At 72.5% G+C, this 16973-nt stretch carries 14 protein-coding genes; 5 read left to right on the top strand and 9 right to left on the bottom strand.

Annotation, left to right across the window (positions count from 1 at the left end; translation table 11 throughout):
- The first annotated feature begins 104 nt into the window (after window positions 1-104).
- The 3 genes from C7S10_RS00930 (at window position 105) to C7S10_RS00920 (ending at window position 4687) form a co-directional block, all read left to right on the top strand.
- On the top strand, window positions 105-1697 hold the full coding sequence (locus C7S10_RS00930; RefSeq protein ID WP_108342537.1) for a DUF4082 domain-containing protein: 1593 nt from the start codon (window positions 105-107) through the stop codon (window positions 1695-1697).
- A gap of 94 nt (window positions 1698-1791) precedes the next feature.
- Entirely contained in the window at window positions 1792-3237 is a 1446-nt protein-coding gene (locus tag C7S10_RS00925) for a DUF4082 domain-containing protein (RefSeq protein WP_165807011.1), read from the top strand.
- Window positions 3238-3337: 100 nt separating this feature from the next.
- The gene (locus tag C7S10_RS00920; protein ID WP_108342535.1) at window positions 3338-4687 is read left to right on the top strand and encodes a DUF4082 domain-containing protein; all 1350 of its coding nucleotides are present in this window, start codon (window positions 3338-3340) and stop codon (window positions 4685-4687) included.
- Between the two features lie 101 nt (window positions 4688-4788).
- Here the strand turns inward: C7S10_RS00920 and C7S10_RS00915 are convergent, their stop codons facing one another.
- From C7S10_RS00915 to C7S10_RS00900, 4 genes are all read right to left on the bottom strand, one after another.
- Window positions 4789-5304 carry a mismatch-specific DNA-glycosylase gene (locus C7S10_RS00915; protein WP_108342534.1) on the bottom strand — a complete coding sequence of 172 codons (516 nt, stop codon included), beginning with the start codon at window positions 5302-5304 and terminating at the stop codon, window positions 4789-4791.
- 111 nt (window positions 5305-5415) lie between these two features.
- Complete coding sequence (locus C7S10_RS00910; protein ID WP_108342533.1) at window positions 5416-6327, bottom strand: glycosyltransferase; 912 nt, start codon at window positions 6325-6327, stop codon at window positions 5416-5418.
- On the bottom strand, window positions 6324-7739 hold the full coding sequence (locus tag C7S10_RS00905; protein WP_108342532.1) for an O-antigen ligase family protein: 1416 nt from the start codon (window positions 7737-7739) through the stop codon (window positions 6324-6326). Before C7S10_RS00905 ends, C7S10_RS00910 begins: the two co-directional genes overlap by 4 nt.
- Complete coding sequence (locus C7S10_RS00900) at window positions 7736-8662, bottom strand: YveK family protein (protein ID WP_108342531.1); 927 nt, start codon at window positions 8660-8662, stop codon at window positions 7736-7738. Before C7S10_RS00900 ends, C7S10_RS00905 begins: the two co-directional genes overlap by 4 nt.
- A gap of 112 nt (window positions 8663-8774) precedes the next feature.
- Between C7S10_RS00900 and C7S10_RS00895 the strand changes: the two genes are divergently transcribed.
- Window positions 8775-9956: a glycosyltransferase family protein gene (locus C7S10_RS00895; RefSeq protein ID WP_108342530.1), complete on the top strand. Its 1182-nt coding sequence runs from the start codon at window positions 8775-8777 to the stop codon at window positions 9954-9956.
- A 9-nt stretch (window positions 9957-9965) separates the two neighbouring features.
- Window positions 9966-11099, top strand: coding sequence for a glycosyltransferase (locus C7S10_RS00890; protein WP_133176396.1), 1134 nt, complete (start codon window positions 9966-9968; stop codon window positions 11097-11099).
- Here the strand turns inward: C7S10_RS00890 and C7S10_RS00885 are convergent.
- Genes C7S10_RS00885 through C7S10_RS00865 form a run of 5 tightly spaced genes read right to left on the bottom strand, consistent with a single transcriptional unit; the run spans window position 11063 to window position 16959 of the window.
- Entirely contained in the window at window positions 11063-12199 is a 1137-nt protein-coding gene (locus C7S10_RS00885; RefSeq protein ID WP_133176395.1) for a glycosyltransferase family 4 protein, read from the bottom strand. The two genes, C7S10_RS00890 and C7S10_RS00885, sit on opposite strands and share 37 nt — an antisense overlap.
- Window positions 12196-13638, bottom strand: coding sequence for an oligosaccharide flippase family protein (locus C7S10_RS00880; protein WP_165807010.1), 1443 nt, complete (start codon window positions 13636-13638; stop codon window positions 12196-12198). The genes C7S10_RS00885 and C7S10_RS00880 overlap by 4 nt, the downstream gene beginning before the upstream one ends.
- Window positions 13635-14687 carry a glycosyltransferase family 2 protein gene (locus C7S10_RS00875; protein ID WP_108342526.1) on the bottom strand — a complete coding sequence of 351 codons (1053 nt, stop codon included), beginning with the start codon at window positions 14685-14687 and terminating at the stop codon, window positions 13635-13637. The genes C7S10_RS00880 and C7S10_RS00875 overlap by 4 nt, the downstream gene beginning before the upstream one ends.
- Window positions 14684-15709, bottom strand: coding sequence for a TolB-like translocation protein (locus tag C7S10_RS00870; protein ID WP_108342525.1), 1026 nt, complete (start codon window positions 15707-15709; stop codon window positions 14684-14686). Before C7S10_RS00870 ends, C7S10_RS00875 begins: the two co-directional genes overlap by 4 nt.
- Window positions 15709-16959, bottom strand: coding sequence for an MFS transporter (locus C7S10_RS00865; RefSeq protein ID WP_108342524.1), 1251 nt, complete (start codon window positions 16957-16959; stop codon window positions 15709-15711). The genes C7S10_RS00870 and C7S10_RS00865 overlap by 1 nt, the downstream gene beginning before the upstream one ends.
- Window positions 16960-16973 lie beyond the last annotated feature (14 nt).

The raw sequence follows: 16973 nt of genomic DNA, 5'->3' as shown, positions 1-16973 counted from the left end.
GACTTGGCGCGCCGTCATGCGGTGCTGCCGGAGCTGGCCGGGGGTTGCCGCTCAGTGCTGCGCGCACCCTCCGACCACACGACTCGGCACATGGAGAAGCTCCCTTGAAGACCACCCCCACCCCCGTGCGTCCGGCGCGCCCGGCCATCGCGGTAGCCCTCCTGGCTGCCCTGGCGACCGCCCTGCTCGCCGTGCTGCCCAACACGATGGCGAACGCGTCCCCTGCGGCCGTCGCCCAGATGAGCAAGAAGGCCGCCCAGTCCGCGAGCTACGGCCTCTGGTCGGACTCCGTGACCCCGGCGGTCAAGTCCGACGACGACACCAACGGCGTGACCCTCGGCCTGGTGTTCAGCAGCGAGACCGGCGGCCAGCTGAACGGCGTGCAGTACTACGCCGCCGGCGCCAACCGGGCCGCCACCAGCGGCGCGGTCTGGAACGCCAGCGGCAAGCGCGTCGCCACGCTCAGCTTCCCCCAGACCTCCACCGACGGCTGGAAGACCGCGTGGCTCAGCTCGCCGGCCAAGATCGTCGCCGACGAGAAGTACACGGTGTCCTACCGCGCGCCCAACGGTCGCTACGCCCAGCAGGAGAACGTCTTCGACGACGGCGACACGCTGAGCGTCAAGGACCTGACCGCCCACCGCGGCACCTTCTCCTACGACTGGGGCCGTCCGACGCAGTCGTGGCACGGCGCCCACTACTTCATCGACGTGGCCTTCCAGCCGTCGACCGCCAGCACGCCGACACCGGTGCCCAGCGACGACCCGAGCGACGAGCCGACGTCCACCCCGACGTCCACCCCCACGTCGACGCCCACGTCGACCCCGACGTCGACCCCGACGTCCACGCCGACGTCCACGCCGACGTCGACCCCGACGTCGACGCCCACGTCGACCCCGACGTCCACGCCCACCTCCACGCCCACGTCGAACGGCGCGTTCCCGAACGCTGCCAACACGGGCGTCCCGGACGGGGTCTCGCTGAGCAGCTACACCGGCCCGACGACACTCTCGTCGGCCACCACCATCGACGCGAAGCAGATCAACGGCTCGCTCGTGGTCCGGGCTCCCGTCACGATCACCCGCAGCCAGGTCAACGGCGTCATCGTCATCGAGGGTGCCGGCCACCTGACCATGTCCGACTCGATCGTCGACGGCGGCACCTCCGAGAACTCCGCGATCAGCCAGGGCGACATGACGCTGCGGCGCGTGGAGGTCAAGGGCGCCCGCGCCTCGGTCGGCTGCGACTCCAACTGCGACGTCCAGGACTCGTGGCTGCACGGCCAGTACATGAAGCCGGGCAGCGCCTGGCACGGTGACGGGTTCCTGTCCAACGGCGGCAGCAACATGGTCCTGCGCCACAACACCTTGGCGTGCGACTCGAAGCCGAACGGCACCGGCGGGGCCTGCTCGGCCGCCCTCGCGGCGTACGGCGACTTCTCGGCCATCACCAACATGACGGTCGACAACAACCTGTTCGTCGAGAGCCCGGCCGGCTACTGCATGTACGGCGGCTACGACCCGGCCAAGCCCTACGGCACCAAGGCCGCGAACATCAAGGTCACGAACAACGTGTTCGAGCGCGGCAGCAACGGCAAGTGCGCCGCCTTCGGTCCGGCCGCCGCCGTCGCCACCGGCAACGGCAACGTCTTCTCCGGCAACGTCTGGGACGACGGCAAGGCCATCAGCGCTCCCTGAGCGCTCGCAGAAGAAGTCGGCAGGGTGGCCGGCGTGCGAGCGCCGTCCACCCTGCCCTCCCGGTCCATCCCCCCGGAATCTGGAGGAACACCCCGTGAAACACACCCCCGCCCTCGCGCCCTCGGCGCGCCCGGCCGTCGTGGTGGCCGTGCTGGCCGCCCTGGCCGCCACCCTGCTGGCCGTCCTGCCCCGCGTCGACGCCGACGCGGCCGCCGGTGTCGACCAGAAGACGAAGCAGGCCTCCGTCGGCATCTGGGACGACTCCGTCGTGCCCGCCACGCCGTCGCGCAGGACCACGAAGAGCACCACGCTCGGCCTCGACTTCAGCAGCGAGACCGGTGGTCGCCTGTACGGCATCCAGTACTACGCCGCCGGCAAGAACCGTGCCGCCACGACCGGCAAGGTCTGGAACGCCCGCGGCAAGCGCCTCGCCACGGTCCACTTCGACCGGTCGAAGGCCGACGGCTGGAAGACCGCGTGGTTCAGCTCGCCGGTGAAGATCCGGGCCGGCAAGACCTACACCGCGTCCTATCGGGCGCCGAAGGGCCGCTACGCGATCGACAAGAAGTCGCTCGGTCGCCACAAGGACGTCGTCGCCAACGGGCTGACCGCCCACCGCGGCACCTTCTCCCGCGGCCCGGGCCGCCCGACGAAGACCTGGCGCGGATCGCACTACTTCATCGATGTCGCCTTCGTCCCGAAGTCCGGCGGCACGCCGACCCAGGACCCGAACCCCACGCCCAACCCCACGCCGACGACGCCGGTCCCCTCGGCGTTCCCCGACGCCTCCAACACCGGCGTCCCGGACGGCGTGGCGCTCGGCACCTACGCCGGCCCCACCACCATCACGGCCGCGGGCACGGTCATCGACGCCCAGCAGATCAACGGCTCGCTGGTCGTGCGGGCTCCCGTGACGATCACCCGCAGCCAGGTCAACGGCGTCATCGTGATCGAGGGCTCCGGCCACCTGACGATGGCGGACTCGACCGTCGACGGCGGCACCTCGGAGAACTCGGCCATCAGCCAGCGCAACATGACGCTGCGCCGGGTCGAGGTCAAGGGTGCCCGCGCCTCGGTCGGCTGCGACCTCAACTGCGACGTCCAGGACTCGTGGCTGCACGCGCAGTACATGCCGGCCGGCAGCGACTGGCACGGTGACGGGTTCCTGTCCAACGGCGGCAGCAACATGGTCCTGCGCCACAACACGCTGGCCTGCGACTCCAAGCCGACCGGCGCCGGCGGTGCCTGCTCGGCCGCGCTCGCGGCGTACGGCGACTTCTCGCCGATCACGAACATGACGGTCGACAACAACCTGTTCGTGCAGAGCCCCGCCGGCTACTGCATGTACGCAGGGGCCGACCCGGCCAAGCCGTACGGGGACGAGGCCAGCAACATCGTGGTCACCAACAACGTGTTCGCCCGCGGCACCAACGGCAAGTGCGCGGCCTTCGGACCCGTGGCCGCCGTGGCCGAGGGTGGCAACGGCAACGTGTTCTCCGGCAACGTCTGGGACGACGGCAAGGCCGTGTCCGCTCCCTGATTTTGAGGAGGCCGCCGGGGCGGTGGGGTTGTTAGTGTCGCGTGCACTGACCGACCTCACCGCCCCGTCGTCGTCTTCGGCCAGCCCCCCCCACACACACATGAGCCCATCCCACCTGCGCCCCCTCGCCGCTGCGGTCCGCGCTGCCCTGGGCTTGGTGCTCGCCGCGCCCGTCCTCGTCGCGGCCACGGCCGACGCCTCGCCCGTGTCGACCTCGCGCGCCGTCGAGCGGGCTGACGAACGTGCCGGCGCCGTCACCGTCAAGGAGGCGGGCCGCGACCGCGAGCGCGGCCTCCGCTTCCGGCCCTCCGGTGCCTCCCAGGTGACCGCCGTCCGCTACTACCGCGCCGCCGGTGACACCGTGCGGCACGTCGCGCGGCTCTGGGGCCCCGACGGTCGCGAGCTGGCTCGCGTCTCCCTGCTGCCGGTCCGGAAGATCGGCTGGCAGAAGGTCAGCCTGGGGCAGCCGGTGTCCGTGTCCGCCAAGCCGCACCTCCTCTCCTTCGGCAGTCCCGCCGGCGTCCCGTTCGCCGTGGACCGCACCCCGGGCACGGGCTCGGGTCGCTACCGCATCCTCGGCGGCGCCATCGGTCCGATCAGCCAGCGGCCCGCGCGCGAGATCAAGGCGGCGTTCCACGTCCGCCCGGTGCTCGCCACGCCGACCTCGACCGCCCCACCCACCGCCTTCCCCAACGCCGCCAACACCGGCGCGCCGGACACCGCCCGCCTGGCGGCGTACAACGGTCCGGTCGAGATCACGAAGCCCGGGACCGTCATCGACGGCAAGCTCGTCCCGACCTATCTGATGATCGAGGCCCCCGGCGTCGTCATCAAGAACTCCTACGTCGAGGGCAACATCGTCATCGGCGACGGCGGAGGCTCGCTCACGATCTCCGACTCCACGGTCGACGGCGGGACCTACGACGGCTCGGCGGTCGGCCAGTACAACATCACGATGCGCCGAGTCGAGGTCATCGGCGCGCGCCAGTCGGTGTCGTGCAACGAGAACTGCGACATCCAGGACTCGTGGCTGCACGCGCAGTACATGCCGGCCGGCAGCGACTGGCACGGCGATGGCTTCACCTCCAACGGCGGCCACGACATGCTCGTGCGCCACAACACGCTGGCCTGCGACTCGCAGTCCGACAACGGCGGCTGCTCGTCGGCGATGGCGCTCTTCGCCGACTTCGACCCGCTCTCGCGCGTCACCGTCGACGGCAACTTCTTCTCCGCCGGGCCTGCCGCCTACTGCCTGTACGGCGGCTACGACCCCCAGAAGCCCTACGGCACCCAGTCGACGTACATGGTGATCACCAACAACGTCTTCGAGCGCGGCGCCAACCGGAAGTGCGCGTCCTTCGGCCCGGTGACCGCGGTCGCCGAGGGCGGCGAGGGCAACGTCTTCTCCGGCAACGTCTGGGAGGACGGCAAGAAGGTCCGCGGCTACTGAGCCGTCAGCGCGGGGTGAAGGCCGTGGCGCTGACGTGGTCGACGGCCTACGGCCGCTCGTCGGTTCCGTCGCTGGACCCGCGAGAGCGACCCGGGGGCAGGTCAGAAGTCCGGCTGCGTGATCTCGGCCAGCTCGCGCCACCACGAGAGCCGGTCGGGGCGGCCGTCGTAGTCCCTGCGCCGGTTGGCGCCGCTGGTGCCCGGCAGCACGAAGACCTGTGCGCCGGCCACCTCCCAGTCGGTGGCGCCGAGGCCGGGCTTTCGGTGCCCGAGGGCCGTGGCCGCGTGGGCCGCCGTGCCCTTGCCGGTGAAGGCCAACCACGCCGGCTGCCAGCGCTCGAGGTCGGCGAGCAGCACGTCGATCTCGACCCAGCCGCGGTTCGACGCGTGGTCCCAGTGACCGACGAGGTCGGTCAGGCCGAGGCGGTGCTCGGTGACGCGGTGGTCCTCCTCGGGTCGCAGCTGGGAGGGTGTCAGCCCGCAGCGGTGCATCGACTCCCAGAAGCTGTTGCCGGGCGAGGCGTAGTAGTGGTCGCGGTGCTTGGTGCTCTCGGCTCCGGCCATCCCGCAGAAGACGATGACCGGGTGGGGGCCGACGACGGGCGGTAGCAGCTGCATCTCGACCGACCCTACGTCGTGTGCGCGATCGGCGGGACGCGCTGGTCGCGGTCGATCGCAGTCATCGGATCACTGCGATCGACCGAGCCTCGCGGCTGGTCGTCGTCGCCCTCACGGCGCGGGACGCGTCCGCCACTGGCGCGGACTCAGCAGCGCCGACAGTGCGGCCCGACTGGTCGCCTTCCCGAGTGCGGCACGGCTGGCCTCGCGGAGGGTGACGCCTGCCCAGAACGCGAGGCCGGCGAACGGTCCGTGGCGACGCCAGTGCAGGCGCACGCGGTTGGTCGCGAGCAGGGCCCACAGCCGCGGCGAGGTCATCGACTCGCCCTGCAGGTGTGTGGCGCGAGCGGTCGGCTCGAACCACGTCGCGAAGCCGCGGTCGCGCGCGCGCAGGCCGAACTCCGTCTCCTCGGAGTAGAGGAAGAAGCTCTCGTCCCACGGCCCGCACGCCTGCCAGCACGCCGCCGAGACCAGCTGCGTCGAACCCTCGCCCCAGTCGACGGTGCGGCCGTCGGCGTACGCCGCGGGGTCGGTCACCAGCTCGCCGAGCGCGCTCCAGCGACCGGCGCGCCGGGCGCCGAGCAGCGCGTCGCCCCAGGCTCGCAGGACCGTGGGCTCGCGGCGCAGGGACAGGTGCAGCGCACCGTCGCCGTCCCCGAGCCGGGGCACCGCGATCCCGACGCCCGGGCGATCGAGCGCGGCGAGCAGGGTGGCGACGCAGCCCTGCTCCAGGCGCACGTCGGGGTTGAGGACCAGCACGGCGCGGTGCGGGGGAGCGGCGAGCACGCCGGCGTTGAGGCCGGCGGCGTAGCCGGCGTTGCGGCCGGTCTCGACGACCGTGCAGTCGGGGGCCAGGCGGGCGGCGAGGCCGGGGCTGTCGTCGCTCGAGGCGTTGTCGACCACCACGAGCTGCCAGGTGACGCCGTCGAGCCCGACGGGCAGCGTCTCGACCAGTCCGGGGAGCACGTCGCTGGAGTTGTAGGTGACCACGACGACCGCGACGTCGACGCCGGCCTGCGTCATGTGGCGGGCCGGGTGTCGTCGGGCGTATGGGCCAGCTTCCGGGCGGCGCCGGCGAGGCCGAGCAGGAAGAACGTCACGGCCCCGGCCTTGGCGAAGCCCCACGCGTCGAAGGTGACGTAGGTGATCAGCATCGCCAGGATGCCGGCCGACAGGGCGAGGCCGAAGTGCGAGCGCTCGATGCTCAGGGCGTGCCGCTTGGCGTAGCGCGCGAGGTAGTAGCCGACGGCGAAGATCCAGATGGACGCCGCGAGCCCGATCGCACCGAGCTCGACCAGGTTGAGGAGGATCTGGTTGTCGAGCGCCCGGTAGTACTGCGGGATGAAGGTGAACGCACCGCGGCCGAACCACGGCTGCGCGGAGTAGATCTCCAGCACGGCGCCGTAGTCGGCGGTGCGTGCCGTGACGCTGGGGTCGGACGTGCCCTGGCTGAACAGCGCCTTGATGGTGCCGAGGAGGCCGGGCAGCGCCGAGCGCATGAGGATCGCCGTCGGCGGGGCGAGCACCACCACCCAGATGCGGCGGTTGTTGGGCCAGCCGCTGAACAGCACGATCATCACCACCGCCAGCGCGACGATGCCCGAGCGCGACACGGCCATCGGGATCGCCAGCCCGATCAGCCCGGCCGGGACGTAGCAGGCCACGATCTTGTTGAGCGTGCCGACCGCGTGCGGGTGGAGGGCACGGTGCATCGCCAGCGGGAAGATGGTCGTGAGCACGACGCAGAACTCGATCGGGTGCGTCGTGGTCGACGAGACCCGGTTGAGCACCGAGCGCGAGATGGACGTGCCGATCTCGTACGTCGCCGAGAGCCCCGGCACGCGGATGAAGCGTGCGAGGTTGTCGCCCGTGAAGTACTGGTAGATCCCGATCGCGGCGACCACGGCGCTCATCCAGACCACCCACGAGACGAGGCGGTCAATCTCGCGCCACGACCTGAGGCCGTCCATCACCATCAGCGCCACGCCCACCCAGCTGCCGATCGTGATCAGGCCGCGCATCCCACCCAGCATCGACTTGTCGAACAGCTCCGCCTGGGAGACGGGCGTGAAGGTGTAGACCGCGTCGGCGGGCTGTCGGATGTCGACGGGCCGCGTCCACCCGTGGACCATGCCGTTGGCGAACGAGATGAGCACGACGACCACCAGGATGGCCAGCGCGACGTGCATCGGGTTGATCGGCGCCTCGACCCGGCCGGCGAGCTTCGCGCACACCCACCAGAGCAGGAACCCCACTCCGAGCAGGTTGGCGGGGGAGCCGGCCGAGCCGATCTGGGGGAGCACCAGCTCGCTCGGCAGGAGCAGCATCAGGCCCGCCCAGAGGACGAGCAGGCGCGCCGCCGGGAGGGAGGCCCGGTCGGGGACCGGCGGGCTTCCCGTCCCCGTCGGGGCCGGGACGACGGGCGTCGTGCTCATGACGCCCGGCTGACCGACTTGCTCCGGCCGAACCGGCGGATCGAGATCGCCGAGCCGGACTCGTCCTCGCCCTGGTCGGCCTCGGCCGACTCGGAGTCCTTCGCGTCGTCAGCAGGCCGCGCCTTGTCCCCGGCCTTCGCCTGCCCGGTCGCCTGCCCGGTCGCAGGCCGCTTCTGCTTGGGCTTCTTGGGCTTCGGCGTCTTGGCCGGCGGGCTCGAGGTGTCGGCGGTCCCGGCCGGCGGGGTCGAGGTGTCGACCGTCTCGGCCGGCGGCTCGGGGGCGCCGGAGGCGGCGGGCTGCTTGAGGGCCTGCTTGCGCGCCGTACGGCGACGAAGCAGCCCGTCCATCGAGAACGCGAGCACGAGCGTGACGACCATGCCCACCGCCGCGATCAGCACCAGCGCCTTCTTCTTCGCACCCGGCACGACCTCGGCGACCGGGTCGACGGCGTTGGTGCGCGAGAAGATCAGCTGCCGGTCGGGGATGCCCGGGATGTCCTGGAGCGTGTCGAGCTCCTCGTCGAAGCGGGCCAGCAGCTCGTTGCGGGTGGCGAGCACGTCGTCGGGGTCGCTGCCGTTGACGACCACGTCGAGGGACGGGCCACCCGACGTGCTCTGCGCGATCGAGTAGTCGGAGTCGAACCCGTCCTCGACCAGGGTGCGGGCGACGTCCTTGGTGCCGAGGTCGCTCGCGATCAGGCTGGTGGCGAAGATCAGCCCGCTGTTGAGGTTGATGTAGGGGTTGGTCGGGTTGGTGAGGCCCGTCGCGCCCGAGGGCAGCAGCAGGACGTACTGCGCCCTGGCCTGGTACTGCGTGGGCACGACGGTGATCGCGTAGAAGCCGGCCGCGCCGGTGACCAGCACACCGAGCAGCACGATCAGCCAGCGCCGGCCCAGCACGCGCAGCACGTCAACGAAGTCCATGAGGTTCCCCCATCCTTGCGGCGACACGTGCGACGACAAGGGCCCGATCCCCCATCAAGGGTATCCGTCCGCAACGGCCACCGTCGTCGTTCGATTCACCTACTCTTGCCGCATGGCCAGTCGGCGCGTTGCGGTCTCGATCGTCTCGGTCTGGAACAACGAGGCAGTGCGTCTCGACTGCCTCGACCGTTCCATCGAGGACCAGCGGGCGCAGGCGCCCGACCTGGAGTACCTCCCGGTCGACAACCGGGGGCAGCGTCACACCACCGCCGGTGCCGCGCTCAACGAGGGTGTGCGTGACGCCACCCGCGACGTCGTCGTGTTCGTCCAGCAAGACATCTACCTGCATTCCCTGGTCGCCCTCGAGGAGGCGGCCGCCGTGTTGATGGATGATCCCGGTCTCGGGTTGGTCGGTGCGGTGGGCATCGGGGCCGACGGCCGGATCCGCGGGCGGATCCGTGACCGGCTCGTGCTCATCGGTGAGACCGACGACGAGCCGATGCCCGTCGACAGCCTCGACGAGGTGCTGTTCCTGGCGCGGCGGTCCGACCTGCTCGAGGACCCGCTGTCCGAGGACCCCGTCCTGGCCTGGCACGCCTACGCCGTCGAGTGGGGCCAGCGTCGCCGCGGCGAGGGTCGGGCGGTCGTCGCGATCGACATCCCGATGAGCCACAACTCGTTGTCGACCAACCTCGCCCGGCTCGACGAGGCGCACGCCGCCGTGGCGCGCATGCACCCCGACCTGCTGCCCCTGCAGACGACCTGCGGGGTGATCGGGGCGACCGGGCGGACGCAGGCCCTGCGTGCGTCGGGCTTCCTGGCCGACCACCGGTGGCGGCTGCGCTGGGCCAAGGCCTCGCTCGCCGCTCGTACGGCGCACCGCGCGGCGGGCGGCGGCAGCACCGTCGTCCTGGGCGACCTGCGTCGCGACATCGACCGCATCGCCGAGCACGCCGGCGACGCCCCGATCCGCGTGCACAACGTCGTCGCCGGCGACCGGCCGTTCCCGGAGTCGCCCGAGGGCACGCGGCTGCGTCGGGCGTCGTACGACGTCGTGTTCACCAGCGGGCCGCTGGAGTCGGGTCCCGTGGTCGACGTCGCGGGCAGCGCCTGCATCTGGACCAACGTGGACGTCGACCAGCTCGCCAAGCTGCGTGTGCACGTCGGGAGCGCGCCGCACGTCGTGGGCTACCACGACGACATCGGCTACTGGGTGCTGGTCGGCGACGCCGCCCGGCACGCCGACGAGATCTGGACCGAACCGCAGTCGCGCCCGGCGCGGCTGCTGGTCTGAGGCGCCGTGGTGGCCACACCGACCACCAGCCCGGTCACCACGGTCGTCTACGCGCTGGGCTACCGCACCTGGGCCGACGCCCTGCGCGTCGGCTCCGCCTTCTCGCCCGAGCGCATCGCGACCCGGCTGCGCGACGACCGGTCCGTCGAGCGGGCCGTGCTCGTCGACCCGGTCCGCAGCCAGCTCCGACGGCTGAAGCCCGACCGGCCGGCGCCGCCGCCCTTCGCCATCGACCCGTCGCGCGAGCACCTGCAGCCCCGGCGCTGGCGACGCGGCGAGCCGACCGAGCGGGACGAAGCAGTCGCCGTCCAGCGACGGCTCGACCGCCGGCTGCAGCGCCACGTCGACCCGTCGAGCACGGTGCTCGTCACCAGCCACCCGGTGCTGGCCGCCGTCGCCGACCGCGACGTGTGGCGTGACGTCGCGTTCTACGCCTGGGACGACTTCCGCGGCGTCCCCGACTCCGCTGCGCTGGTGGGATGGGCGTACGCCGAGGTCGTGGCCCGCGACGTCAACGTGGTCGCGGTGACGCAGGCGATCGTCGACATCATCGGCGCCCGGCGCAGCACCGTCGTGCCCAACGGCATCGTGTCCGCCGACTTCGAGGAGCAAGCAGCCGTGCCCGCGTGGTTCGCCGCGCTCGGCGGCAAGGTCGCGTTCTACGCCGGCAGCCTGCAGCGCCGCATCGACGTCGAGGCCCTGCAGGACCTCGCCGACGACCTGCCGGCCGAGTGGACGCTGGTCCTCGTCGGCCCGATGCAGGAGCCCGAGTGCTTCACCGACCTGGCCACGCGGCACAACGTCCTCATCCGGGACGCCGAGCCGCGTCCGCAGGTGCTGGCCATGATGGCCGTCGCCGACGTGTGCCTGGTCCCGCACGTCCCCGAGACCGAGGGGATGAGCCCCCTCAAGGTGTACGAGTACCTCGGCGCCGGTGCGCCGGTCGTCGCGACCGACCTCGAGCCGATGCGCGGACTGTCGCCGCACTGCCGACTCGTCGCCCACGGCGCACGCCTCGCACCCGAGGTGCTCGCAGCGGCCGCCGGGCCACGGGCCACGGCCGCAGAGACGGCTGAGTTCAGGTCTGCACATGACTGGGACCGCCGCTATCTCGCCTGGCGGGCGGCGATCCTCGGCTCCTGACCGGTCGGACCGGTCGGGGCGCCGAGGATCTCGCGCAGTCGGTGGGTGAACGCGGTCGAGGAGAAGAGACGTTCCGCCCGCTCCCGGGCAGCCACGCCCAGCGCGGCTCGGGCGGACTCGTCGGTCAGCAGGTGCAGGACGGCCGCGGCGAACGCCTCGACGTCCTCCGGCGGGACGAGGATGCCGCCCTCGCCGACCTGGTCGCGCACGCTGCCGACGTCGAAGGCGACGACCGGCTTGCCGAGCAGCATCGACTCCACGACGACGAGCGGGAACGGGTCGTCGCGCGACGGCAGGGTGGCGATGTCGAACCACGCCATCGCGGGATAGGGGTTGGAGGTCGGGCCGGTGAAGTCGACGCCGGGGGTCGGCACGGCCATCGCGGGGTCGCCCAGCTCGCCGACCCAGACGAAGTGCGCGGGGTGGGACGCCTGCACGATCCGCGCCACCTGCAGCCACAGGTCGGTGCCCTTACGGTGCCCGACGCTGCCGGTCGCCCCGACCATCAGCGGGTCGCCGGCCGGCGGCGCACCGCCGTCCTCGCACGCCATCGCGCGCAAGCGGTCGGCGTCCGGCACCGACAGCAGCAGGTGCACGCCGCCGGACGGGCGCCCGGTCCGCGCCATCAGGTCCCGCTCCACCTGCGGGGAGCAGGCCACCAGCTCCACGCCCTCCAGGTCGTCGACCCGGGCCTGCGACAGGAACATGTCGGTGTTGGCGTCCGACTCGTGCACGTGCAGCACGACCGGCACCTTCAGCCAGCGGGCGGCGTGGACGTAGATCGAGGCGGCGGTGCTGTTGACGTAGACGAGGTCGGCGCGGTGGCGCGCCAGCGTCGCGGTCGCGGCCAGCACGTCGACGATCCAGGCGACGGGCCGCAGCACGCGCGACTCCCACAGCCGGCGACGCACGCGGTAGAGCAGCTCGGGCACGGTCGGGGCGACGGCGGCGAAGTCGGCCAGCAGGGGACCGGAGCGCCGCGAGACCACGGTGACCTCGTCACCCTGCTCGGCCAGCGACCGCGCCACCAGCAGTGCGACCATCGGGGCGCCCGTCAGCGACGCGTCGTGCGTCACCAGCACCACCCTGCGCCTCGTCACGACCGCACCCCCCGGATCTCGGCCTCGGCCAGGAACTGGCGACCCATCAGCGCGGCGTAGACCACGAGCCCGGCGAGGGAGCCGGCGGCCAGGGCCAGCACGGGGGCCGAGAACGCCTCGCGGGCCAACCAGCCCGCGGCACCCGCGACGAGGGCGGCGGCGCTCGGCCGGGCCAGGGCCGCTGCCAGTCCGCGGGTGTCGATGCCGACCTGGTGCAGCGCGCGCAGGTACATCGGCACCGACACGGCAACCACGACGAGGACCTGCGCCAGCGCCGCACCGACGAGCCCGCCGACCCGGACGCCGACGAACAACGCCGGGAGCAGCGTGACCAGCCAGGCGAGCTGCACCAGAAAGACGGTGCGCGAGCTGCCGTGCGCCAGCAGGAACGCCGCGAACAGGTCGAAGGCGACCCGCACCGACCCGAAGATCCCCAGGACGGCGAGCACGGGCCAGGCGCGGTCCCAGCGATCGCCGTACAACGTGAGGATGACGGGCTCGGCGAGCACGGCCAGCGCGACGCCGCACGGGGCGGCGATGGTCCAGGTGAGGCGGAGGCTGCGCCGGAAGACGACGGACTGGTCGAGGTCGGTGGTGCGGCTGAACGCCGGGAGCGCGACGGCGCGCACGGCCTGGCCGAGCACGGTCATCGGCCAGCTCGAGACGTTGAAGGCCAGGACGTAGAAGCCGAGCAGCGTCAGGCCGACGCCGTGCGCGATGATCGGCGTCGGCAGCCCGAGCGTGGCCCACGAGAGCACGTTGGCGCCCGCGATGGGCAGCCCGAAGCGAGCCGCGTCGGACATCAGCGCGCGGTTCCAGCCGAAGTGCGGGCGGCGTCGCGTTACGACGAAGAGCAGGAGCGTGGCCATCGGCTGGCCTGCGAGGCGGCCGCAGGCGAGGCCGAGGGCGCCGAGGTCGAACTGCGTGATCAGCAGGATCGAGACGACCGTGCCGGTGACGAAGTCGGCGGCGGTCGCGGCCAGCAGGTGGCCCTGCCGGAAGTCGCGGAGCAGCAGCGCGAACGGCACGACGCCGAAGCCGGCGATGCCCACCGTGACCCCGAGGACGGCGATCGCGCTGGTCGCCTCGGCGCTGCCCATCCCGCGCGCGATCCACGGCGAGGTGGCGATCATCGCGCCGGCCAGCGCGAACCCGCTCAGCACGCCGAGCGTCGCGATCGTCGGGGCCTCGCCCTCGAAGTCCTTGCTGCGCACCAGCTGCGTGGCCAGGCCGAGGTCGCTGAGGCTCAGCACCAGCGTCTGGACGGTCATCGCGACCGCGAACGTGCCGAACTCCGTGGGGGAGAGGATGCGCGCCAGCACGATCCCCACGGCGAGCGATCCCAGCCGCAGCAGGAGGGTGTTGACGGCGCTCCACGTGAGCCCGGTCTTGACGGCCCGGTCCAGGGTGGGCGGGCTGCTCGGCTCGATGGTCGTCACGTGCCCCACCTGTGCCGTCGCTGCCAGCGCAGGGCCCAGCGCAGGGCGAAGACCCGTCGCGCGGCCTGCGCCCGCCACGCGGGGACCCGGCCCCGCTGCCGCCGGGCGACCGCTGCCCACAGGCGCGTACGCCGCACGCCCGGCCACGTCTCGACGGCGAAGTCGACGAGGGCGTCGACCTGGTCGGGGTGGCCCGCACCGTCGAGCTCGTGCAGGGCGTAGCGCAGGGACTCGCGGGCGAAGGTCCGGTGCGCGGCGTCGCGCAGGCCGGCGGCGTCGGGGATCGCCGCGCCGAGGCCGTCGGTGAGGAACGCGTCGAGCAGGTTGCGTCGCTCGCCCATGTCGGTGAGCAGCCCGGCGTAGTCGGTGAGGTGCATGTTGCCGCCGTGGTCGCGGTAGTAGGCCTGCGTCCCGTTGACCCGGGCGACGTCGCCGAGGCACGCGGCCTGGAGCCAGAGCAGCATGTCGGCGGCGTGCGGGAAGGTCGGGTCGTAGCCGCCGACGCGGTCGAGGACGCTGCGGCGCACGATGGCCTCCGGGTTGACGATCAGGTTGCCGGTGTTGCGGCACGAGTGCGTCACCCACTCGTGCCCCTGCCACGTCGACCAGGAGCGCGCCGGCTCGGGGTCGGGCAGCGGGCGCTCGTGGAACGTGACCGCCTGGCCGTAGACCAGCGTGACCTCGGGGTGGGCCATGAACACGGCGGCCGCCCGCGCGAGGGCGCCGGGGGCGAGGAGGTCGTCGGCGGACAGCAGCACCACGAAGTCGCCCGTCGTCGCCGCGAGACCGACGTTGTAGGTCGCGATGTGGCGCAGGTTGACGGGGTTGCGGATCAGCGTGACCTCGGGGTGCTGCGCCGCGAGGGCCTCGGCCACGGTGGCGCTGTCGTCGGTCGAGCAGTCGTCGACGATGATCACCTCGAGCTCGACCCCGGTCTGGGTGAGGGCGCTCTCGACGGCCTCGGGCAGGAAGTGGCCGTAGTTGTAGCAGGGGACGACCACGGAGACGAGCGGTCGGGCCGTTGCGGGGCGGGGCCGGTGCAGCTTCATGACGTCCTCACCACCGCGGGCGACCAGGCCTGCTCGATGAGCACGTCGGGCGCCGACGAGCCGTCCGCCGCGAGCTCCCACACGTCGGTGGTGCCGGGGTCGTCGTCGCGGGGCAGCGCGTAGAGCAGGGTGTCGTCGTCGAGCCACTGCACCTGGTCGTCGACGCTGCGGTCCTCCGCGTCGAGGACCGTCTCCTTGCCGGAGGCGAGGTCGAGCACCGCGATCGCCCAGTGCACGGTGTCCTCGCCGAGGTCCTTGCCGATGTCCTTCTTGTAGGCCACCCGGGTGCCGTCGGGCGACTGCGCCGGGCACTCGGCCCCGGCGCGCACGGTGGTGAGCGTGCGCGCCTCGAGGTCGCCGCGGACGAGGTACGGCGTGCCGCCGGTCGCGACGGTGGCGTAGAACCCCGGTCCGGTGCGGTCGAAGGTCACCCCCCACACGTTGCGGTCGGCCGGCCGCACGGCCTTGCCGTCCATCACGAGCTGGAACTTCTCCAGGTTGCCCCAGGTGGAGCCACCGACCTCGCGCACGACGGTGGCGGTGGAGAAGCCGACCTGGCTGTAGGAGTGCCCGGCGACGAAGACGGTGCTGGCGACCATCGAGCCGTCGGGGGAGAGGCGGGTGCGCGACGGCATGCCCACGAGCGGGGTCTCGTCGACCTCGTCGAGGTCGGCGTCGAGGTCGAGCCAGCGATAGCGGGTGACCACGCCCGGGTCGGACTGGAGGCACGAGCCGCCCTCCGGCACGACGTCGATCCGGTCGCAGTCGAGGTCGGTCACGTCGCGCGGGCCGTGCGGGTCGTCGAGCGCGACGGTGGCGACCTTGCCGTAGTCGGGCCCGATCGCGGTGTTGCGGAAGACGATGCGCGGCCCGTCGGCGAAGCTCGACGCGGGCGCGGTGTCGAGGGCCGGCGCGTCGGCGATCTCGTCGCGGTAGCGGTCGAGGTCGCTGACGGCGTAGGCGGTGGCACCGCCGAGGCTGACCACGCAGACGACCACGAACACCAGGACGCGTCTCGACATCAGGCCACCTCCGCCGACCGGTCGAGCGCCACGACCTGGCTCAGGGCGACGGGGATCGCGACCGCCAGCAGCACCCCGACCAGCACGAGCGCCTGCTGTGGGCCGACCGCGAACCAGAGCACCCCGAACGCGAGCGACGAGGCGAGCCGGGCGAGTGCGACCACGGTCTGCGCGGTGGCGATGCCGCTGGCCCGCACCCCGGCCGGCACCAGCCGTCCGGCGACGGCGGCGATCACGCCGTCGGTGGATGCGTAGAAGACCCCGAGCAGGAGCAGCGCGCCGATCGTCGCGATCCATCCGCTGCCCGGGCTGGCGCCGCAGGCGTAGGCGCCGACCAGTGCGACGTGGCCGAGCACGAGGACCCGGGCCCGACCGAACCGGTCCGCCAGCCGGCCCATCGGCACAGCCAGGGCGAGGAAGGCGATGTTGGTGCCGACGTAGAGCATCGGGAACCACTGGGCGGCGAAGCCGCTGCGATCGAGCAGCGCGAGGTAGAGGAAGCCGTCGCCGACGGTGAGGATGCCCAGCACCCCGACCACCACGAGCAGCCGCACCAGGCGCGGGTCGGCCACCTGCGACCACGAGAACGACGGAGCCGGCGCCGGGCCGGCCACCGCCTCGCGACGCGGCCGCTGGTCGGGCACGAGCAGCCCGATCATGGCGACCCCGATGACCGCGAAGGCGAGCGAGGCCACCATCACGGTGACGTAGCCGTCGGGGATCGCCCAGAGGATCGCGAAGGCGAGCAGCGGGCCGATGACCGCGCCGATCGTGTCGAGGGTCCGGTGCACGCCGAAGGCGCGGCCGAGGTGGTCCGTCGGGACGCTCGCGGCGATCATGGCGTCGCGCGGCGCCGTACGCACGCCCTTGCCGATGCGGTCGGCGGTGACCACCGCGGTGACCGCACCGACCCCGGTCGCGAACAGCAGCCCGACGCGGGCCACGCAGGACAGGCCGTAGCCCACGAACGCCACCCACTTGGGGTGGTCGGAGCGGTCGGCGGCCCATCCACCGGCGATGCGCACCAAGGCGCTGACGCCCTGGTAGAGGCCGTCGACCACGCCGTAGGCGATCGTGGAGAGGCCGAGCACGGCCGTGAGGTAGAGCGGCAGGATCGCGGTGACCGCCTCGCTGGACACGTCGGTGACGAGGCTGACGAGGCCGAGCAGCCAGACGACGCGCGGGACCCGCGGACGCCGCGCGCCGGGCACGGCGGTCCGCTCAGGTCGATCGGTCAGGCTCAGGTACATGACGTGGCGCCACC

The organism is Nocardioides currus, assembly GCF_003057875.1.
Classification (GTDB): domain Bacteria; phylum Actinomycetota; class Actinomycetes; order Propionibacteriales; family Nocardioidaceae; genus Nocardioides; species Nocardioides currus.
This window is presented reverse-complemented; position numbering and strand designations above follow the sequence as displayed.